This window comes from Sphingobium sp. LB126, from assembly GCF_002795205.1.
Taxonomy (GTDB): Bacteria; Pseudomonadota; Alphaproteobacteria; order Sphingomonadales; family Sphingomonadaceae; genus Sphingobium; species Sphingobium chungbukense.
Genome location: NZ_NETV01000001.1, coordinates 975,538 through 994,731, shown reverse-complemented (window position 1 = coordinate 994,731; position 19,194 = coordinate 975,538). Strand labels below are relative to the sequence as shown.

General features: G+C 65.3%; 20 protein-coding genes. 12 read left to right on the top strand and 8 right to left on the bottom strand.

What is annotated here, in order from left to right:
* Nucleotides 1-46 precede the first annotated feature (46 nt).
* The 3 genes from CAF53_RS04815 to CAF53_RS04805 are packed head-to-tail and all read left to right on the top strand — an operon-like array spanning nt 47 to nt 2,174.
* A complete protein-coding gene (locus CAF53_RS04815; protein ID WP_046764841.1) occupies nt 47-328 on the top strand; it encodes an HPr-rel-A system PqqD family peptide chaperone in 282 nt (93 codons plus the stop codon).
* The gene (locus tag CAF53_RS04810; protein ID WP_100237473.1) at nt 325-1,188 is read left to right on the top strand and encodes an HprK-related kinase A; all 864 of its coding nucleotides are present in this window, start codon (nt 325-327) and stop codon (nt 1,186-1,188) included. Before CAF53_RS04815 ends, CAF53_RS04810 begins: the two co-directional genes overlap by 4 nt.
* Nucleotides 1,185-2,174 (top strand): nucleotidyltransferase family protein, encoded by a 990-nt coding sequence (locus CAF53_RS04805; protein ID WP_100237472.1) that lies wholly within the window; start codon nt 1,185-1,187, stop codon nt 2,172-2,174. The genes CAF53_RS04810 and CAF53_RS04805 overlap by 4 nt, the downstream gene beginning before the upstream one ends.
* Before the next feature lie 21 nt (nt 2,175-2,195).
* Here the strand turns inward: CAF53_RS04805 and CAF53_RS04800 are convergent, their stop codons facing one another.
* The 4 genes from CAF53_RS04800 to CAF53_RS04785 form a co-directional block, all read right to left on the bottom strand.
* On the bottom strand, nt 2,196-3,551 hold the full coding sequence (locus tag CAF53_RS04800) for an amidohydrolase (RefSeq protein ID WP_100237471.1): 1,356 nt from the start codon (nt 3,549-3,551) through the stop codon (nt 2,196-2,198).
* 90 nt (nt 3,552-3,641) lie between these two features.
* On the bottom strand, nt 3,642-4,775 hold the full coding sequence (locus CAF53_RS04795; protein WP_242443384.1) for a S8 family serine peptidase: 1,134 nt from the start codon (nt 4,773-4,775) through the stop codon (nt 3,642-3,644).
* Between the two features lie 138 nt (nt 4,776-4,913).
* On the bottom strand, nt 4,914-5,720 hold the full coding sequence (locus CAF53_RS04790; RefSeq protein WP_100237470.1) for a 3-hydroxybutyrate dehydrogenase: 807 nt from the start codon (nt 5,718-5,720) through the stop codon (nt 4,914-4,916).
* Nucleotides 5,717-6,895 carry a DUF3734 domain-containing protein gene (locus CAF53_RS04785; RefSeq protein ID WP_046764836.1) on the bottom strand — a complete coding sequence of 393 codons (1,179 nt, stop codon included), beginning with the start codon at nt 6,893-6,895 and terminating at the stop codon, nt 5,717-5,719. Before CAF53_RS04785 ends, CAF53_RS04790 begins: the two co-directional genes overlap by 4 nt.
* A 156-nt stretch (nt 6,896-7,051) precedes the next feature.
* Here CAF53_RS04785 and CAF53_RS04780 point away from each other — a divergent pair, with 156 nt between their 5' ends.
* Nucleotides 7,052-7,936 carry a neutral zinc metallopeptidase gene (locus tag CAF53_RS04780; RefSeq protein WP_100237469.1) on the top strand — a complete coding sequence of 295 codons (885 nt, stop codon included), beginning with the start codon at nt 7,052-7,054 and terminating at the stop codon, nt 7,934-7,936.
* Nucleotides 7,937-7,943: 7 nt separating this feature from the next.
* Here CAF53_RS04780 and CAF53_RS04775 read toward each other — a convergent pair whose 3' ends face one another.
* Complete coding sequence (locus CAF53_RS04775) at nt 7,944-8,285, bottom strand: hypothetical protein (RefSeq protein ID WP_100237468.1); 342 nt, start codon at nt 8,283-8,285, stop codon at nt 7,944-7,946.
* 158 nt (nt 8,286-8,443) lie between these two features.
* The gene (locus tag CAF53_RS04770; RefSeq protein ID WP_046764833.1) at nt 8,444-8,635 is read right to left on the bottom strand and encodes a hypothetical protein; all 192 of its coding nucleotides are present in this window, start codon (nt 8,633-8,635) and stop codon (nt 8,444-8,446) included.
* Between the two features lie 85 nt (nt 8,636-8,720).
* On the opposite strand from CAF53_RS04770, the gene CAF53_RS04765 reads away from it, so the two are divergent.
* From CAF53_RS04765 to xth, 6 genes are all read left to right on the top strand, one after another.
* Nucleotides 8,721-11,408 (top strand): bifunctional [glutamine synthetase] adenylyltransferase/[glutamine synthetase]-adenylyl-L-tyrosine phosphorylase, encoded by a 2,688-nt coding sequence (locus CAF53_RS04765; RefSeq protein WP_100237467.1) that lies wholly within the window; start codon nt 8,721-8,723, stop codon nt 11,406-11,408.
* Entirely contained in the window at nt 11,408-11,869 is a 462-nt protein-coding gene (gene bcp / locus CAF53_RS04760) for a thioredoxin-dependent thiol peroxidase (RefSeq protein ID WP_046764831.1), read from the top strand. The genes CAF53_RS04765 and bcp overlap by 1 nt, the downstream gene beginning before the upstream one ends.
* Entirely contained in the window at nt 11,866-12,675 is an 810-nt protein-coding gene (locus CAF53_RS04755; protein WP_100237466.1) for a ferritin-like domain-containing protein, read from the top strand. Before bcp ends, CAF53_RS04755 begins: the two co-directional genes overlap by 4 nt.
* Before the next feature lie 108 nt (nt 12,676-12,783).
* Nucleotides 12,784-13,509 carry a M23 family metallopeptidase gene (locus CAF53_RS04750; protein WP_347337857.1) on the top strand — a complete coding sequence of 242 codons (726 nt, stop codon included), beginning with the start codon at nt 12,784-12,786 and terminating at the stop codon, nt 13,507-13,509.
* A 78-nt stretch (nt 13,510-13,587) separates the two neighbouring features.
* On the top strand, nt 13,588-13,914 hold the full coding sequence (erpA, locus tag CAF53_RS04745; RefSeq protein WP_046764828.1) for an iron-sulfur cluster insertion protein ErpA: 327 nt from the start codon (nt 13,588-13,590) through the stop codon (nt 13,912-13,914).
* 66 nt (nt 13,915-13,980) lie between these two features.
* Nucleotides 13,981-14,751 (top strand): exodeoxyribonuclease III, encoded by a 771-nt coding sequence (gene xth / locus CAF53_RS04740; RefSeq protein WP_100237465.1) that lies wholly within the window; start codon nt 13,981-13,983, stop codon nt 14,749-14,751.
* A gap of 144 nt (nt 14,752-14,895) precedes the next feature.
* On the opposite strand, the gene CAF53_RS04735 is transcribed toward xth, so the two are convergent.
* Nucleotides 14,896-15,777 (bottom strand): metallophosphoesterase, encoded by an 882-nt coding sequence (locus CAF53_RS04735; protein WP_100237464.1) that lies wholly within the window; start codon nt 15,775-15,777, stop codon nt 14,896-14,898.
* A gap of 67 nt (nt 15,778-15,844) precedes the next feature.
* On the opposite strand from CAF53_RS04735, the gene CAF53_RS04730 reads away from it, so the two are divergent.
* Nucleotides 15,845-16,747, top strand: a complete 903-nt coding sequence (locus tag CAF53_RS04730; RefSeq protein ID WP_100237463.1) for a diacylglycerol kinase family protein — start codon at nt 15,845-15,847, stop codon at nt 16,745-16,747.
* Nucleotides 16,748-16,783: 36 nt separating this feature from the next.
* On the opposite strand, the gene CAF53_RS04725 is transcribed toward CAF53_RS04730, so the two are convergent.
* Entirely contained in the window at nt 16,784-17,941 is a 1,158-nt protein-coding gene (locus tag CAF53_RS04725) for an N-acetyltransferase (RefSeq protein ID WP_100237462.1), read from the bottom strand.
* Between the two features lie 154 nt (nt 17,942-18,095).
* On the opposite strand from CAF53_RS04725, the gene CAF53_RS04720 reads away from it, so the two are divergent.
* A complete protein-coding gene (locus tag CAF53_RS04720) occupies nt 18,096-19,160 on the top strand; it encodes a fatty acid desaturase (RefSeq protein WP_046764823.1) in 1,065 nt (354 codons plus the stop codon).
* Nucleotides 19,161-19,194: the final 34 nt, after the last annotated feature.

Genomic DNA, 19,194 nt, shown 5'->3' with positions numbered 1-19,194 from the left:
TTGCTCTAAGGATGGCGCGACCTTCCCATGCTTGAGGCTCGTGACCATGCCCCGCCGCTATTGCCAGGACAGCCCGGATGCCATCACGTCCTGCGTGTTGGAGGACATGGTGCTGCTCTATCACCGGCCTTCCGGGCAGACCCATATGGTGATCAGCCCGGTGCCGGAGATTTTGGCGACGCTGGACGGCGGAGCGGCGCTGACGGCAGATGAGGTGCTTGGGCAACTGGCCTCGCTCTACGACCTGGGCGCGGCGGAGGAGGCAGGACCGCAGGTCGAGGCGCATCTCGCCGAACTGACGGAATTGGGATTGGTGCGGATCGCGTGAACCATGCGCTGTCCCTCAGGATCGGTCCGGCGACCTTCCGGATCGGATCGGCATGGCGCCGCCCGGTCGAGGCGCTGGCGGCGCTCTATGCCGATTATCCCGCGCCGGTGGACGGGGTCGCCGATTTCACCGTGCGGCTGGAACCGGCGGGCCCGTTCCGGCGCTGGCTGCGGCCTTCCATCTTCATCACCGGCGATCACGGCCTGGCCGATGCCGCGCCGATGAGCCTTGCCCATGGGCTGCTGGCGGCGGAAATGGGGATGAACCTGCAAATGGCGCTGGGATGGCGGCGGCATCTGCTGCTCCACGCCTCCAGCGTCGAGAAGGACGGGCGGGCCCTGGTGATGACCGGCGAATCCGGTTCCGGCAAGTCCACCCTGGCCGCGCAACTGGGCGAGCGGGGATGGCGGCTGATGGGCGACGAATTCGCGTTGCTCGATCTGGATACGGGCGCGGTCTTTCCCTTTCCCCGCCTCGTCTCGCTCAAGAATCGCGCGATCGACGTGCTGGCGGCGGAAACACCCCAACGGCGTATGGGGCCGCTGCTCGCGGGGACGGCCAAGGGCGATATTCGCCACCTCGTTCCCAACCGCGATGCGATCGGCCGCATGGGGGAGGGCGCCAAGCCCGCGCTGCTGCTGTTCCCCCGGTTCGGCCATGCGGCCGATGTCCGCGCCGTGGGACAGGGCGAGGTCTTCATGCGGCTGACCCAGGCGTCGACCAATTATGTCGCGCTGGGCGAGCCGGGTTTCACGGCGCTGACCCGTTTCGTCGCAGATGTGCCCGCGCGCGCCATCGACTTCCCGTCGGGGAATGAGGCCGTCGCCCTGGTCGAACGGCTGTGGAAGGAATGCGGATGAGCGCGCGAGGGCTCGTGCGCGCCTTGCGCGATCCCGATGTCGTCACTGCGCTGGACGCGGGCGGCTGGAACGGCCTGATCGCCATGGCGCGGGCGGAACGGCTGGTCGGCACCCTGGCCCTGCGGATCGGCGACCGGCGGGTGCCTGACGCGGTACGGCAGATCCTCGACGATGCGCGGCTCGACGCCGAACGGGAGGCGCGGCAGGCGCTGTGGGAGGCGGATCGCGCGACAGAGGCGCTTGCGGGCATCGACGTGCCGGTCCTGCTGCTCAAGGGCACGGCCTATGCGGCGGCGGGGCTGCGGGCCGGGCAGGGACGCTTCATCGGCGATCTCGACATATTGGTGCCGCGCGAGGCCATGGAGCAGGTCGAACATGCCCTGCTCCGCGCGGGCTGGGAATGGGTGAAGGACGATCCCTATGACGACGCCTATTACCGGCAATGGATGCACGAACTGCCACCGATGATCCACGCAGGCCGCGACCGGATGATCGACGTGCACCACAGCATCCTGCCCCTGACCGCGCGGCAGGCACCGGACATGGCGGCGATGATCGCGGATGCGGTTCCCATTGCCAAAGGCTTATACATGCTCTCCCCGGAGGACAGGATCTGCCATGCGGCGGCGCATCTGCTGGCCGACGGCGATCTGGCCGGGGGGCTGCGCAATCTCTGGGACATAGTTTGCCTGCTCGACGGGATCGATCCCTCCGCGCTGGAGGCGCGCGCGGCACGGCACGGCCTTGCGGCCCATGTCGGACAGGCAAGGCGGCTGGCGGCGGCGCTCTATGGTGAGGGCGCAAGGCTGAGCTTCTGGGACCGGATCGTTGCGGCCCGGCTGCTGGCGCGCGATGGCTGGGGGCGAGAACGGCGCAAACCGCTCCGTTTCGCCTTCTATGTCCGTTCCCACTGGCTGCGGATGCCGCCCGGATTGCTGGCGCGGCATTTGTTCACCAAATGGCGCAAGGGACACCGGCCGGTCTAGAAAGTGCAGCGCCGCGCCCTCTCAATCCCGCTTCAATATGCTCATCGCCAATATCGTCATGGCCTCACTGGCCGTGGCAATGACCTTGTCGGCCTGGGGTGCCCAGAACGGGCTGTGCAGGGTCGGCAGGCTGATTTCGCCCGCCGCCGCCTTGGCCATCTGGTCCGCCGGCACGCCGCCGACCCAGAATATGAAGCTCTCTATGCTCTTGTCGGCGCGGTAATAGCGGCCGAAATCCTCGCCAGCCATGGACGGCCGGGTTTCGCTGACCCTATCCGCAGGGAAATGGGCCTTCAGCACGTCCGCCATCTGGAGGGCAAAGGCCGGCGGGTTGTAGGTGGAAGGCGTGAATTCGTCCTTCACGGACACCACCGGCATCCTGTTGTCGGGAATGCCGGCCGCAATGGCTTCGCCCCTGGCGATACGCTCTATGCCCCGGATCAGCTTTTCGCGCGTTGCGTCCGAATAGCTGCGCACGGTCAGCAGCAATTTCGCGTCGTCGGGAATGATATTATGCTTGGTGCCGCCCATGAAGCTGCCGACGGTGACCACGGCGGGATCGAACGGGTCCTGTTCCCGGCTGACCAGCGTTTGCAGCGACGTCACGATCCTCGCGCCCAGCACGATCGGATCGCGCGTCCCCTGCGGATAGGCACCATGGCCACCCGCGCCGCGCACCAGCAGGTCGACACTGTCCACATTGGCGAGCGCGAAGCCGGGCGTATAGCCGATCTTCCCGGCTTCCAGATTGGCGGCGTCATGGAAGGCGATGGCGTGGGTCGGTCGCGGGAAGCGGGTGTAGAGCCCATCCTCCAGCATCAGCCGGGCGCCGCGCCCCACTTCCTCGGCGGGCTGGAGGATCATGACCAGCGTGCCCTTCCACTTGTCCTTCATCGACGACAGCAGCCGCGCCGTTTCGATGAAGGCCGTCATGTGCGTGTCGTGGCCGCAGGCATGCATCACACCGGTCTCGGTGCCCTCGGCAGTCCTGGCCCTGACCTTGGAGGCGAATTCGAGGCCCGTCTGCTCGGTGACGGGCAGGCCATCCATATCGGCGCGGATCAGCAGCACCGGACCGGACCCGTTCTTCATCACCGCGACGACGCCGGTGCCGCCGACCCTGTCGGTGACCTCGAACTTCATGGCCTTCAGGCGCCGGGCGAGCTTGGCGGCGGTGGCGCTTTCCTGTTCCGACAGTTCGGGATTGGCGTGAAGGTCGCGATAAAGCGCCATCAGCCCGTCCATGTCCTTCGCGATGGTCGCCGCGATTTCATTGGGCGGCGGGGCGGCGGCAGGTGGCGCGGGCGGCGCTGGCTGTGCGGGGGCAATGGAGGTAAGGCTGGCGGCGGCCAATATGGCCGTCAACACATGACGCATCGCTATATTCTCCCTGAACTGGCGCCGACCATAGGGAGATTTTCTCTGGGTTTTAAGAGGGCTTCTCGCTGTGCAAGGCGACCTCGTCCCTTATCGCGCGCCGATGGAATAGCTGGCGGCGGGATCGGGATCGCGCTGGGCCACGCCGCTGGCAGAGGGGCCGTTGGCGCCATTCAGCAGAAGGATTCCCGCCATGTGCGGCGCGGCCATCGACGTTCCTGACAGCGTGGCGTAGCTTCCGTTTTTGTAGGTCGACAGGATCGAACTGCCCGGTTCGGCATAATCGACGGGCGGCTTCCCATAGTTGGAATAGCGGGCGAATATATCTTTGCTGTCGGTCGCAGCCAGCGTGTAGATTCCGGTGCCGTTGACGCGCGCCGGCGAATAATCGGCCGCGTTGACCGAACTGTTGCCGGCCGCAATGGCCACGAATATCCCTTTGCTGGCAGCACCGGTCACCGCCAGGTCCATGGCGGGCATGGGCGATGTGATGAGGCTCAGGTTGATGACGTCGCCCGCCTTGCCGTTGGCGGTGGCATAATCGATACCGCTTACAACGTCGGCATCGGCCCCTGATCCGGTCGAATCCAGCACTTGAACCGCGACCACCGTGGCTCCGGCAGCGACGCCCACGACGCCTGTGCCATTATTCTTCGCGGCGATGATACCGGCGACATGGGTGCCATGGCCATTGCCGTCATTCGCGTTGGATGCACCGGGGACATAGCTGATACTTCTGTCCACATCGACGGCGAGATCGGGATGGGAGAGGTCGATCCCTGTGTCGATGATCCATACCACATTGCTGCCGGCATAATTGACTGGTCCTCCGACCCGCTTGACTCCCCAGGGTGTCGTCTGGGTCGATCCGCCTCCTCCCCCGACTGGACCGCCGCGGCTGATGACGCTTTCGATTATGGTCGGCGGGATGGTGGCGACCCGATCCTGCTGGCAGCTTTGGATCAGCGGGTTCTTTGCCATCATCTTCTGCACGGCGGCGGCGGGCAGATGCGCCGCGAACCCGTTCAGCGCATGGCTGTAGACATGGGTGACCCGGCCGCCGACGGCCGCGACCGATATGCGTGCCTCCGATCCGCTGCTGATCGGACCGGGCTTGAAGGTGCAGATATAGCTGTTGGGGATGGGGTCTCCCGCCTTGGCCAGAGCGATGCCCGGCTGGATCAGGCAAGCCGCGGTGATCAGAAGCATGATCCGGCCAGTCATATGCGGTCCCTCCAAGAGCGCGTCAGGCGCAGGAGGATAAACCGGCGAACAGCGGACCAACATTCCGCCTCGGCTATAGATCGAAGGATAGGAAGGCTGCGGGCGAGGGGCATTGCGCCGTCGCCCGCAGCCTTCACCTCATTGCGCGGTCCAGCCGCCATCGATGCTCATATTGGCGCCGGTGATGTTGGCGGCGGCATCGCTGCACAGGTACATCGCCATCGATGCCACCTGCTCCACGGTCACGAACTGCTTGGTCGGCTGCCCGGCGAGCAGTACGTCGTTCATCACCTGCTCGCGCGTCATCCCGCGCGCCTTCATCGTGTCGGGAATCTGGTTCTCCACCAGCGGCGTCCAGACATAACCTGGTGAAATGCAGTTCGCCGTGATGCCGAAGGTCGCCAGTTCCAGCGCCAAGGTCTTGGTGAACCCCGCCAACCCATGTTTCGCCGTCACATAGGCGCTCTTGAACGGCGATGCGGTCAGGGAATGCGCCGAAGCGGTCTGGATGATCCGCCCCCACTTCTTCTCCTTCATATAGGGAATGGCGAGGCGGGAGGTGTGGAAGGCGCTGTTGAGATTGAGCGCGATGATGAGGTTCCACTTGTCGACCGGGAATTCCTCGACCGGGGCGACATGCTGCATGCCCGCATTGTTGATGAGGATGTCGACGCCGCCAAAGGCATGGGCGGCTTCCTGCATCATCGCCTCGATCTGGTCGGTTTGGGTGAGGTCATGGCCGCTGTAAAGCGCCTTCGCCCCGCTCAACGCCTCCAGCCCCAGCCGTTCCTTCTCGATCGCGTCCGCATCGCCAAAGCCGTTGATCACGACATGGGCGCCTTCGCCCGCCAGCGCCTTGGCATAGGCAAGGCCGATGCCGGAGGTCGATCCGGTGATGAGGGCGGTCTTGCCGGCCAAAGATTTACCGGAATCCGATTGGCTCATGCCTGCTTCTCCTTGAGATGGTCGGGGGCGTCGAGGTCGAAAGTCGAGCTTTTCCCGTTGACGATGTTGCGGGCGATGAGGTCGCCCTTGTGCATCACTTCCTCCACCGCGTCGCGGCCCTGGGTCCAGTGATCCAGCATGGTGGAACGGGAAAATTCGAAGTCGCGCGCGCCGCTTTCCCAGGCGCGGCTGCGGTAGATGAGGTGGACGATATTGACCGATCCCGTATCCAGGAACTGGCGCAGCCGCTGGGCATCGGCATCGTCCTGCAATTCGGGCGGCAATTTGTCGAGCAGCGCGCGGATCGCCTTATGCTCCTTGCGTAGCCGCAGATACTGGTCCGTCACTTGCCGGGTACGGCTGGAATATTGAATATCCTTGGTGCGGGAATAGACGTCGGTCATCTGCCGCGGCATCGGTCCCTCGGCGGGGAACAGGTCGACCTGGAACACCAGCATGTCCTCGGTCTGGTGGTCCAGCACATGGGCCAGCGGCGTATTGGACACGATGCCGCCGTCCCAATACCAGCGCCCGTCGATCTCGATCGGCGGCAGGCCGGGGGGCAGGGCGCCCGACGCCATGATGTGTCGCGCGTCGATCCGGGTGTTGCCGCCGCGCCCGCGCGTGTCCCAATAGGCGAAATTGCCGCTTTCCACGTCGACAGCGCCCACCGACAGCCGTACCGGCCCGTCATTCAGCAGGTCCCAGTCGACGCAGGCGTCCAGCGTGTCCTTCAGCGGCGCGCTGTCGTAGAAGCTGATCGCCCCCGTCGTGCCTTCGGGCATCAACGGCGCGGGCCACAGACGCGGGCGGAACATGCCCGGCACGCCGAATGTCGCGACGGTGCCCGCCGCCATCAGATGGGCGGCCTCGCGGATATGGTCGATTTCCGGCAGCACGATATTGGGCATGCCGCCCGAGACGGTGAGCCAGAATTTCTTCAGCCGGCCGATCCGCTTGTGCGGCGGGTTGCCCGCGATGATCGCGGCATTGACCGCGCCGATGGAAATCCCCGCGACCCAGCTTATGTCGACTCCCAGCGCGTCGAGTCGCTGATAGACGCCTGCCTGGAACGATCCGAGCGCGCCGCCGCCCTGCAACAACAGCGCGACTTCGCGGGGTAGGGGCAGGGGCGTATTGGCGCGGTGGCGCGGTTGGGGTTCGGTATCGGCCATGTCGCAGTGCAATATAGAATTCTGCTTCGGCATTCCAACGGAATGTCTCGTGACAACTTGTTCATGGACCATCACGTCCCGCAACCCTCGATGCATCCGGGACGTTCCCACCAGCGGCCGAATGGATTAGGCAGGGCGAGGAAAGAGAGGGACGAGATGCGGCTGGACGACGAACGGGAAAGCACGAATTTCGAGGTGCAGGACGGCCGCGGCGGCGGCATGGGCGGTGGGCTCGGCGGTGGGCTGGGCCTGCTGTTACCGCTGATCGGCAACCGTTTCGGATGCGGCGGAATCGTCGTCGTGCTGATCGTCCTGGCGGTGATGGGCGTCAATCCGCTCAGCCTGATGAACGGCGGCGGCCAGATGCCCCAGGGCGGACCACAGAGCGGGGAGGTGAGTCGCGACGCGTCCAAGCTCAGCGACATCCAGCATTGGTCGTTGAAGGTGCTGGGATCGACCGAGCGGGTCTGGGGCCAGGCGTTCCAGCAGGCCGGGCAGCAATATCGGCCGACGGTCCTGTCCTTCTATTCGCAGAACGGCGCATCGGGCTGCGGCGCGGCGCAGAGCGCCATGGGCCCCTTCTACTGCCCCAACGACCAGAAAGTGTATCTCGACACGGATTTCTTCACCGAACTCCAGCAGCGCTTCGGCGCGCCGGGCGATTTCGCCCAGGCCTATGTGATCGCGCATGAGGTCGGCCATCATGTGCAGGATCTGGAAGGCACCTTGGGTCAGGTGAACAAGCGGCAGCGCGCGGTCAGCGAGGACGAGGGCAATGCGTTGCAGGTGCGGGTGGAATTGCAGGCGGACTGCTATGCCGGCGTGTGGGCCAAGCGCACGGGCCTGATGGAGCCGGGCGACCTGGAGGAGGGGATGAAGGCGGCACAGGCGATCGGCGACGACACGCTGCAAAAGGCGGCCGGTCGGCGCCCCGTGCCGGAAAGTTTCACCCATGGCACCAGCGAACAGCGGATGACCTGGCTGCGCAGGGGGCTGGACAGTGGCGACCCTGCCCAGTGCGATACGTTCAAGGGAGTATAAGGCGTCCTTATTGCGGCGCCCCGTCCTGTTGCTCCGCGTTTTCGCCTGGCGCCGCTTCCGTTGCCGAAGCGGCGGGCAGACCGGCGGCGGGCAGACCGGCTCCGGGCGCGAGGAACGGCTTTCCCGCGTCCGGCATGGGCTGGCCGAAGGATGCCGTGCCCGCATCGCTGACCGCCGGCGGCGGAGGCGGGCCAGGCTGGACCGGCGCAGCGATGGGCGCGATGCCTGCGGCCGGTGCTGCCCCCATGGGCGCTGATGCTGCCGGCTGGCCCGGCACGAAACTCTGTACCGTCAGCACGATGATGGGGGCTGCGATGAGGGTTATGGCGGCAAATGCCTTGTAGATCATGGTCGTGCTTCCCCCGGAAGATGCGCGATCTTAAACCGGGCGGGTAAATAAAGTGCTGATCGGGTGGACGGGGCCCGCCACCGCCTTCGCCAATTTTGACGCGATGCGCCTTCCCCGCCACCCCCGATCACGTCCGGGTGCCAAAAAGGGGACCGAATCTAATGCCGGTCGAGCTTCGCGAGCAGGTCCAGCATGTCGTCAGGGACCGAATCCCGCGCCGCGTTGAAGGTGGAACGCAACGCATTGCCGATGCCTTCATAGGGCTGCGGCACGCCGATATTCAGGACGCGGCGGATCGCGCCATCCTGAATGCTCGCCGACCGGCTGAGGGGCTTACGTTGCATTTCCATGCCCAAATAACCGCCAAAGCCGCGAAAAGTTTCTGGCGTTCGTCGTAAACGCACGCAATATCCGCTCCATTATGGGAGAGTTAGGGTGACGGACGGTTTGGCGGCTGCGGCAAGGATGCGGGCGCATTCGCCTTTTCTGGCGCGGCAGATGGATCGTTTTCCGGATGTGGCCGGACTGCTGGAAAATGGGGATTTCGAGGGAGCATGGGCCGCCGCGCAACAGGTTGCCGCGCCCGACGACGGCGTCGCCCGTTCCTTGAGGCGCAGGCGCGGCGCGGTGGCGCTGGTGACGGCGGCGGCCGATCTGGCGGGGGCCTGGGACGTCGACCGCGTGACGCGCACCTTGTCCGACTTTGCCGACCAGGCGCTGGAGGTGGCGTTGGCCGCAGCCATGGCGGAGCGTTATCCCGATGCGGAAAACCGCGGTTTCGTCGTGCTGGCGCTCGGCAAACATGGTAGCCGCGAGCTGAATTATTCCTCCGATATCGATCCGATCCTGCTTTACGATCCCAGGACCCTGCCCCATGGCGAGCGGGAAGACCCGGCCGACGCAGCCGTCAGGATCGGGCGGCGGGTCAGCGAATTGCTGAATGCCCGCGACGGCGACGGCTATGTGTTCCGCGTCGACTTGCGCCTGCGGCCATCCCCGGAGGCGACCCCCATCGCCCTGCCGGTGGAGGCGGCGATCGGCTATTATGAATCGACCGCCCTCGGCTGGGAGCAGGCGGCGTTCATCCGCGCGCGTCCGGCGGCGGGCGATATCGCGCTGGGCGATTATTTCATGCAGGCGATCCGCCCCTTCGTCTGGCGGCGGAGCCTGGATTTCGGCGCGATCGACGCGATCACCGACATTTCCCGGCGCATCCGCGACCATTATTCGCAGGGGCAGGCCTTCGGACCGGGATACGACCTGAAACGCGGGCGCGGCGGCATAAGGGAGGTCGAATTCTTCGCGCAGGTGCATCAGCTCATCCATGGCGGGCGCGATCCCTCGCTGCGGTCGGGCAATACGCGGGAGGCTCTGCGCGCGCTCGCGGCGGCGGGCGTGTTCGAACCTGAAGTGACCGCGAAGCTGGACGAGGCCTATGTCCTCTTCCGCACGATCGAGCATCGCCTGCAAATGGTCGAGGACCGGCAGACCCATGAACTGCCCAAATCGGTGGAGGCGATGGACAATGTCGCGCGGCTCCATGGGCTGGCGGACGGCGCGGCGCTGCTCGACCTGCTTCGCCCGCATGTCCAGTGGGTGGGAAGCAATTATGATCGGCTGACCCCGGCCGCGGCCGATGAATCGCTGTCCCATGACGAGGATCGGTTGAAGGCGCAGCTTGCCGGCATCGGCTTTGCCGACCCGGACACGCCCCTTGCCAGGATCACGCGCTGGCGCTCCGGCACGATCCGGGCGCTGCGCAGCGGGCCGTCACGGGAGGCGCTGGAGGAATTGCTGCCGGGGCTGATGCGCACGCTGGCGGCGGCGCCCGATCCGGCGCGCGCGCTCAACCGGCTGGACGACCTGATCGGACGGCTGCCGAGCGCGATCAACTTCTTCAAGCTGCTGGCGGCGCGGCCGGGCCTTGTCGAACTGCTGGCGGAATTGCTGAGCCATGCGCCGACTTTGGCCGATGCGCTGGGACGGCGGGCGGAACTGCTCGACGGCCTGATCGACACCTCCGCCTTCGACCCGCCGCCCTGCGTGGCCGTGCTGGCCCAGCAGTTCGCCCGGCTGGAGGAGGGGGAGGATTATCAGGCCCTGCTCGACCGGGTGCGGCAGAGGGTGAACGACCGCCGCTTTGCCCTGGGCGCACAGATCATCCGCGGCGGCGATCCGCTGGAGGCGGGGCGGGGCTATTCGCGCGTCGCCGAAGCCGCGATCGAGGCGCTGAGCGCGGCCACCGTCGCGGAGTTCGAACGCGCCCATGGCAAGGTGCCGGGCGGCGAGATGGTGATACTGGCGCTGGGCAGGCTGGGCGGCGGGGTGCTGACCCATGCGTCCGACCTGGACCTCGTCTATCTCTTCACCGGCAGTTTCGAAACCGAATCCGATGGGGCCAAGCCCCTGGGCGCGACGCAATATTTCAACCGCCTCGGCCAGCGGATCACCAATGCGCTCTCCGTCTCGACCGCCGCAGGGCCGCTCTACGAGGTCGACACCCGCCTCCGGCCCTCGGGCGCGCAGGGCCTGCTCGCTGTCAGTCTCGACAGCTTTGCCCGCTACCAGCGAGAGGAAGCCTGGACCTGGGAGCATCTGGCGCTCACCCGTGCCCGGCCTGTCTTCGGCTCCGATGCGGCGCGGGCCGCGCTGGGCGCGATCCTCACCGAAACGCTGGAGCGGCCGCGCGATTTCGACGAACTGGCGCGCCATGCGGTGAAGATGCGCGGCGACATCGCCAAACATAAGCCGCCTGCCGGCGACCTCGACGTGAAGCTGGTGCCGGGCGGCCTCGTCGACCTGGAATTCCTGATCCACGTCACCCAGTTCCGCCACAATATGGCCTTCGATCCCGACCTGCGCGCCGCGCTGGAACAGTTGGTCGCGGCCGGTCATCTGCCGGGCGAACTGATCGCCGCGCATGACCTCATCACCTGTTTCCTCGTGGTGTCCCGCCTCGTTTCGCCCAAATCGACCGAGCCGCCCGAAGCCACCCGTCCGCTGGTCGCGCGCGCCTGCGGCGTCGAAAGCTGGAATGCCCTGCTTGAAAGCTATGCGGAGGCCCGGCAAAGCGTCAGCGACGCATGGGCGGCGCTCGCTGCCCCTTTCGAGGAGGACAAGTGATGCTGGATGTGGGCGATACCGTGCCGGACGTGGGCTTGAAGGATGCCGACGGCGCCGATTTCACCCTGGCGCGTTACCGGGGCAAGCCGCTGGTCGTCTATTTCTATCCCAAGGCGGACACGCCCGGCTGCACCAACGAAGCCAAGGATTTCACCGCCCTCGGCGCCGATTTCGCGGCATTGGGCGTGCCGGTCGTGGGGATTTCGAAGGACAAGCCCGCCAGGCTCAAGAAATTCGCCGAAAAATATGGCCTGACCGTCACGCTCGCCTCGGACGAACCGGGCGATATGTGCGAGGCATTCGGCACCTGGGTCGAAAAATCGCTCTATGGCCGCAAATATATGGGCATCGAGCGCGCGACCTTCCTGGTCGGCGCCGATGGCAAGATCCTGCGCGTCTGGCCCAAGGTGAAGGTCAAGGGTCATGCCGCCGAGGTGCTGGAGGCAGGGCGGGCGCTTTGAATCTACCCGTTTCCCTCGACAATGTGGGCGCGGCCTGCGCCCATGTGCTGCTGACGCCCGATCCGTTGTCCAAGCTGATGGCGGCGCGGGCGGTGGCGCGGAACTGGCGGCTGGGGCGGTTGGCGCACCGCTTCGACACGGTCATGCCGGATCGCCCGGCCCGGCCGGAAAAGCCCGAACTGCTGCCGCCCAACCGGATGCCCAAGCGCGGCAGGATCGGCTCGGAACGGGCGCGGATCGCGATGCTCCACGCGCTTGCCCATATCGAATTCGTCGCGATCGATCTCGCCTTCGACCTGATCGGCCGTTTCGGCGCCGAATTTCCGCCCGCATTCACCGACGAATGGATGCGCGTGGGCGCCGACGAAGCGATGCATTTCGCGCTGCTCGACCGGCGGTTGCGCCAACTGGGCAGTTTCTACGGCGCGCTCCCCGCCCATGACGGCCTCTGGCAGGCGGCCGATGAGACGGCGCATGATGCGCTGGCCCGCCTCGCCATCGTGCCCATGGTGTTGGAGGCGCGCGCCCTCGACATCACGCCCGCCACCATGGAACGGTTCGAAGGGGCAGGGGATGCAACGTCCGCACGCATGTTGCAGCGTATTATGACGGACGAGATTCGGCATGTCGCGGCCGGGACGACATGGTTCGGCCATGCGACGAAGCGATTGGGCGTGAACCCCGCAAATCATTACCAAATCCTTGTGAAACGCCACTTTCGCGGGTCGTTGAAGCCTCCGTTCAACGACTCGGCGCGCCGACAAGCCGGTTTAACGCGGGAATTTTACACGCCGCTTGCACAATAGGCCGGGACATGTCCTCTTGAGATCAGCGGGTGGCGGCATCAGCCGCATTTTGGTTAACGTGGGGATAGCCGAGAGGCGCAAAGCCTCCGGTCAATAGTCGGGGTCGGCATGTTGGTTCTTCATTCTGATAATGCGCGCGCTGCGCGATGGTTCCGTTCTGCACTGAAAATTGCCGGCGCGATGGGCATGGCAGGCGCACTTTGCGCCGCTGTCCCGGCCCAGGCGAAGAGTGACGACGATGATCCCTATGGCGATGCGTCGGAAATCAACACCAGTGCGCTCGGCCCGGCCGACGTCGGCTTTTCCAACCTCTTCTCCAGCCTTCAGCGGCTCGATGGCCAGGCCAAGTCGGCCAATTACATCCCCTCCGGACGTCCGGTCGAGAAACTCTCCCTGACCTCCAATTTCGGCGTCCGCTCCGATCCCTTCAACGGCGGTGCCCGGATGCACAAGGGCATCGATATTCCCGGCCCGATCGGCACCAGGATCTACGCGACCGCCGACGGCATTGTCAGCCGCGCCGGATGGGCCAGCGGTTACGGCAATCTGGTCCAGATTTCGCATGGCGGCGGCATGGAAACGCGCTACGGCCATATGTCGAAGCTGCTGGTCGCCGCGAACAGCTATGTCCATCGTGGCCAGTTGATCGGCCTCATGGGTTCGACCGGCCGTTCGACCGGCAGCCATCTTCACTATGAAGTGCGCGTCGACGGCCAGGCGATCAACCCCATCCCCTTCGTCGCCGGTCCCGATTATCTGGTGGCGATGAACACCAAGCCGCCGATCGCCATGGGTGGCCCGACCAAGGCACAGGAAAAGGCCGCCGACGAATAAGCGGCGCTTTCATCTCGCTTTTCAAAGCCCCGGTGCCGATGGGTTGCCGGGGCTTTTGCTTATTCCTATCTAGGCACCATGACCGATATCGATCTGACCCCCTCCGCTGCCGCCCGCGTCGCCGAGATCGCCACCAAGCAGGGCAAGCCCGCGATCCTGCGTCTCGCCGTCGAGGGGGGCGGTTGTTCGGGGTTCCAATATCGTTTCGGCCTGGCCGATGCGGTGGAGGCCGATGATGTCACGGTCGAGCGCGACGGCGTGACGCTGGTGGTCGACGATGTCAGCATCGACCTGGTGCGCGGATCGGCGGTCGATTTCGTGTCCGATCTGGCGGGGAAGGCATTCAAGGTGACCAACCCCAACGCCACCGCCGGTTGCGGCTGCGGCACCAGCTTTTCGATTTAAAATCCATCCGGCCCTTGTCGAAGGGCCGCTCACCTATCTAGGGATGCGCGCAAGGAGATTTCGTCGATGCGCATCGCCACCTTCAACATCAACGGGATCAAGGCGCGCCTGCCGCGCCTGCTGGAATGGCTGGACGAAACCCGCCCCGACATTGCCTGCCTTCAGGAAATCAAGACGTCGGACGAGACTTTCCCCGTCAAGGACATTGAAGACATCGGCTATGGTGCGATCTGGCATGGGCAGAAAGGGTTCAACGGTGTCGCCATATTGGCGCGCGGCGAAACGCCGTTGGAGGTGCGCCGCGGCCTGGAGGGCGAGCCGGAGGACGAACATAGCCGCTATCTCGAAGCCGATGTGAAGGGCCTGCGCGTCGCCAGCATCTACCTGCCCAACGGCAATCCGCAGCCGGGCCCGAAATTCGACTATAAGCTGCGCTGGATGAAACGCTTGCGGGACCGTGCCGCTGAAATCTGGGCGGAGGAGGTGCCCGCCATCCTCGCAGGCGATTATAATGTCATTCCGCGCGACAGGGACGTCTATTCGGTCAAGGCCATGGCCGACGACGCGCTGATGCAACCTGAAAGCCGTGCCGCCTACCGTCGCCTGCTGGGTGATGGCTGGACCGACGCCATCGCTTCGCGCCATCCGGCGGGCGGGGTGTGGACCTATTGGGACTATCAGATGAACGCCTGGCCGCGCGATGCGGGTTTCCGCATCGATCATCTGCTGCTCAGCCCCGCCGCCGCCGACCGGCTCATCGACGCGCAGGTCGACAAGGATTTCCGGGGACGGGAAAAGGCGAGCGATCACGCGCCGACCTGGGTGGAACTGGGCTGATCTTCCCCGATGGCCGTGATGGGCCATGAGCGGAGGTCGACACCATCCGTCTCCCAGCGAAAGCCGGGATCCCGTGAGGTTGGCCCTCCCGCCTGAGATCGCGGCGTTCGCCGGAACAATGGGCGACAGGCAAGAATCACCCCTTCATCCTCTCGCCTTCTCCGCTATTCTGATGCCAGGCAGGGCCCCGGTATCAACCATATCCTGCCCGATCCACGCATCGTCCTTCCGGAAATAGGCGACATGGTGCCCGCGCTGGAAGCTGGCGCCATCCCACACCACCACCTGCAATTCGACCTCGTCATGGCGGTGGACATGCAGCCAGTTGAAGCTCTGCGGCTCGGCATTGCGCAGCCGGGTGGAGGTCGCCGTTCCCGCCTGGATCACCAGCGCGCCGCCCGCATGGGCCACCATCTTCTCCGCCGCCTCCGCATAGGTGCGATGGAAATGACCGGCGAGGGCGATGTGGATGCCTGCCTGCGCGGCCGCCCGCACGGCATCCTCATGCTGCCCGACGGCTTCGCTCAATTCATTGCCCCGGCCGATCGGCATGGCGAACAGCGGGTGATGGGTGACGAGGATGCGCGTCTTTTCCGGCGCCACATGCGCAAACCGATCCCGCAGCAGCCGCATCTGGTCATGATTGATCCGCCCACCCTTGATCGTCAGGGATCGCGCCGTGTTGAGGCCCAGCATCGCAACCTCGTCATCTTCGAAAAAGGGACAGAGGTCGTTGCTGATGGCGCGTTTGTAGCGGCGCAGCGGCGCCCCGAAACGGCGGGCGAGGTCATAGAGCGGCACGTCGTGATTGCCCGGCACGACCAGCATTTTCATGCCTGCGGCGCGCAGCCGGTTGATCCATGCGCCGGCCTGCCGGAACTGGTCGCGTCGGGCGCGCTGGGTCAGGTCGCCGCTGATGACGACCAGGTCGGGCTGGCGCTGTTGCAGCCAGGCTTCGGCGGCGGCGACGATCCTGGGATCATGCGCGCCGAAATGAATGTCGGACAGGTGGGCGATACGGGCCATGTTTCGGGAACGAGCGTGGCCCGCGATTGGTTTCGGACCTCCTGGGCGCTTTGCGTGTTGTTGAGGCATGGAAACGAAATCGCCCGCCCCCGAAGCGCTGCCGCGAGACGCGGTCCTCATCGTCAATGTCCATTCCCGCCGGGGGGAGGCCCTGTTCCAGAATGCCCGAACCCTGCTGGAAGAGGCCGGCATGCATCTGATCGCGGCCCATGCGGTGAAGGATCCGGATCGCCTGCAGGAAACGGTCCGGCGGGCGGTTGCGGAAGGTGCGCCCATGGTGATCGTCGGCGGCGGCGACGGATCGCTGTCCGGCACGGTGGACGAACTGGTGGGCAAGGATTGCGTCTTCGGCATCCTGCCGCTCGGCACGGCGAACAGCTTTGCCCGGACCCTGGGCATCCCGCTCGATCTGGAGGGCGCGGTGGCGGCCATTGCCGGGGGTCGTCGGCGGCGGATCGACCTTGGCATGATCGACCGGGATTATTTCGTGAATGCCGCGTCGCTCGGCCTGTCGCCGATGATCGGCAAGACGGTGCCGCACAGGTTGAAACGCTATCTGGGACGGATCGGCTATCTGCTCTGGGCGGTCAAATGTTCGATCGGCTTTCGCGCCTTCCGGCTGGTGCTCGACGATGGCCGGGGCGATCGGCGCATGTGGTCGACGGAGGTGCGCATCCTCAACGGCCCCTATCATGGCGGGGTCGAACTGTCCGATCAGGCTGACGTCGACACGGGGGAGATCGTCATCCAGGCAGTCGTGGGCCGCAGCCACGCACGGCTCGCCTGGGACTGGTACGCCAAATTCTTCAAGCTGCGCGACAGGGACGCGCATACGCAGGAGTTTCGCGGGCGATCCTTCCGCCTGGAGACGGTGCCGCCGCAGCGGATTTCGATCGATGGCGAAGTGCTGGCGAAGACCCCCGTCACCGTCAAGATCGCGGCCGGAGCGGTCGAGGTGGCGGTCCCATAATCCGCTTCCGGACGCGACAGGGCAGGGAACCCGGCCTTACAAATCCTTCTCGTAAACCTGGTAGACCTTGTTCACCCTGCTCTCGATCGCGTCGGCAATGGCGTTCATGCCCTGATTGTCGTCCAGCACCCAGCCGATCTCGCCCCGTGTCGCGCCATAATGGGCGGTCGCATTGCGGCGGATATATTCGATCATCATGAAGGCGAGCTGGCTCGCCATGCGCGACGATTGCAGCCGTTGCACCACGCCCATCAGCGGCACGCGCATGGTGCGCACCTTGGGCTTGCGCAGCCACCAGAGCAGCTTCGCCCAGCCGAAGGGGAAGAGCGAGCCGTTGAGCGGCGCGATCGCCTCATTGAGATCGGGCAGCGTCATCATGAACGCCACCGGCTCGCCCTCCAGTTCCGCGATCATGATGAGGTCGTTGAACACGATCGGCTTCAACTGCTTGCCGAAATGCGCGACCTCTTCGTCGGTGATCGGCACGAAGCCCCAATTATTGCCCCAGGCATCGTTCAGGATCGCGAGGATGATCGCCGCCTCGCTGTCGAATTTCGATTTGTCGACCTTGCGGATGCGGATGCGCGCATTCTTCTCGCCCGACTGGACGATACGCTGGATCAACGGCGGGAACTGCTGCGTGATGTCCAGCTCATAGGTCTTGAGCTGCTTGACCGGCCGATAGCCCGCACCCTCGACCATGGCGCGATATTCGGGCTTGGCGTGGCCCATCATGACCGTGGGCTTGTGGTCGAAGCCCTCGATCAGCAGGCCTGGCTCCTCCCAGATCGACAGCGAGATCGGCCCGAGCGAGCGGGTCATCCCCTTGGCCCGCAGCCATCCTTCCGCGGTCGCGATCAGCGCTGCGCCGACTTCGGCATCTTCCGCCTCGAACAGACCGAAATTGCCGGTGCCCGGCCCCATGCCCTGTTCGGCGGGCTGCGAAAGCGCGAGGTGATCGAGATGCGCGGACACGCGTCCGACCACCCTGTCACCCCGGCGGGCGAGAAAATATTGCGCCTCGGCATGGCCGAAAAAGGGGTTCTTGCCCGGCGTGATCAGGCTGACCACCTCATCCTTCAGCGGCGGCACCCAATGGGGATCATTGGCATAGAGCCGCCAGGGCAGATCGACGAAAGCCTTGCGGTCGGCCTTCGACATGACGGGGGTGATCACCAGTTCTTGATTGGCCACGGCGGAGCTTTCGCTGGAGCGGGAGGTTTGGGTTAGGACGGATCGTCGCTTGTCCGGCGAATGTCAATCGGGACATGATCGGATGGGATCATGATGGCCAAATCGTCATGTTGCTGCCCCAATTGCAGCGCATTTACCCTTTAGGAACCCCGGCATGACTGTGCACGATCCCCTTGTTGCGGCCGCGTCGCGGACGAAAAGCGCCATTCCCGATGATGCGGCGATGCTGCGCGCGGCGGCGGACCTGACGCGAGAGCTGTCGACGGCAAAGCCCGCCATCTATTGGCCCGACCTGCTGGTGTCGGCGCTGATCGGCTACGCCGCGCTGGCCGGTGCGATCCTGACCGAGGGCGCGACGATGCTGGCGTTCGGACTGGTGGCGATGCTGGCGCTCTACCGCGCGGCGAGCTTCATTCATGAGCTGACCCATATCCGCAAGGGCGCGCTGCCCGGCTTCCGCTTCGGCTGGAACCTGCTCGTCGGCATTCCGCTGATGATCCCCAGCTTCATGTATGAGGACGTGCATACGCAGCATCATGCCCGCACCCGCTACGGCACGGCGAACGACCCGGAATATCTGCCGCTGGCGCTGATGAAGCCCTGGTCGCTGCCTTTGTTCATCCTGGTGGCGGCGCTGGCGCCGATCGGTCTCATCCTGCGCTTCGGCGTCTTGACGCCGCTCAGCCTGATCGTCCCGCCGCTGCGCCGCAAGGTGGTGGCGGAATTTTCCGCGCTCTCGATCAACCCCGCCTATCGCCGCCGCGCGCCGGAGGGCGATTTCGCGCGGATGTGGGCCTGGCAGGAAGCGGGCGCTTGCCTCTTCGCGCTGGCGCTGATCGGCAGCGTCTTCGCCTTCGGCTGGAAACCGCTGCTCACCTATATGGCCGTTCATTCGGCCATGACCGTCATCAACCAGCTCCGCACGCTGGTCGCGCATCTCTGGGAAAATGAGGGCGATGCGATGACCGTCACCGCCCAATATCTGGATTCGGTGAATGTGCCGCCACCCTCGCCCTTCGCCGCGATCTGGGCGCCGGTGGGCCTGCGCTACCATGCGCTGCATCACCTGCTGCCAAGCGTGCCCTATCACGCGCTGGGTGAGGCACATAAGCGGCTGGTGGCGACGCTGGCGAGCGATTCGCCCTATCACAAGGGCAATTATCCCGGCATGTGGCCGCTGGTCGGCAAGATCGCGCAGAGCACGATGGTTCGTCGATAAGGGTAAAAAAGGCCGGGCAATCCCGGCCTTTTCT

Coding starts and splice junctions, on each gene's coding strand:
- CAF53_RS04720 (WP_046764823.1), top strand. CDS start 18,096: ATGACTGTGCACGATCCCCTTGTTGCGGCCGCGTCGCGGACGAAAAGC.
- CAF53_RS04805 (WP_100237472.1), top strand. CDS start 1,185: ATGAGCGCGCGAGGGCTCGTGCGCGCCTTGCGCGATCCCGATGTCGTC.
- CAF53_RS04800 (WP_100237471.1), bottom strand. CDS start 3,551: ATGCGTCATGTGTTGACGGCCATATTGGCCGCCGCCAGCCTTACCTCC.
- erpA (WP_046764828.1), top strand. CDS start 13,588: ATGACCGATATCGATCTGACCCCCTCCGCTGCCGCCCGCGTCGCCGAG.
- CAF53_RS04790 (WP_100237470.1), bottom strand. CDS start 5,720: ATGAGCCAATCGGATTCCGGTAAATCTTTGGCCGGCAAGACCGCCCTC.
- CAF53_RS04750 (WP_347337857.1), top strand. CDS start 12,784: ATGTTGGTTCTTCATTCTGATAATGCGCGCGCTGCGCGATGGTTCCGT.
- CAF53_RS04785 (WP_046764836.1), bottom strand. CDS start 6,895: ATGGCCGATACCGAACCCCAACCGCGCCACCGCGCCAATACGCCCCTG.
- xth (WP_100237465.1), top strand. CDS start 13,981: ATGCGCATCGCCACCTTCAACATCAACGGGATCAAGGCGCGCCTGCCG.
- CAF53_RS04775 (WP_100237468.1), bottom strand. CDS start 8,285: ATGATCTACAAGGCATTTGCCGCCATAACCCTCATCGCAGCCCCCATC.
- bcp (WP_046764831.1), top strand. CDS start 11,408: ATGCTGGATGTGGGCGATACCGTGCCGGACGTGGGCTTGAAGGATGCC.
- CAF53_RS04730 (WP_100237463.1), top strand. CDS start 15,845: ATGGAAACGAAATCGCCCGCCCCCGAAGCGCTGCCGCGAGACGCGGTC.
- CAF53_RS04815 (WP_046764841.1), top strand. CDS start 47: ATGCCCCGCCGCTATTGCCAGGACAGCCCGGATGCCATCACGTCCTGC.
- CAF53_RS04795 (WP_242443384.1), bottom strand. CDS start 4,775: ATGACTGGCCGGATCATGCTTCTGATCACCGCGGCTTGCCTGATCCAG.
- CAF53_RS04735 (WP_100237464.1), bottom strand. CDS start 15,777: ATGGCCCGTATCGCCCACCTGTCCGACATTCATTTCGGCGCGCATGAT.
- CAF53_RS04770 (WP_046764833.1), bottom strand. CDS start 8,635: ATGGAAATGCAACGTAAGCCCCTCAGCCGGTCGGCGAGCATTCAGGAT.
- CAF53_RS04780 (WP_100237469.1), top strand. CDS start 7,052: ATGCGGCTGGACGACGAACGGGAAAGCACGAATTTCGAGGTGCAGGAC.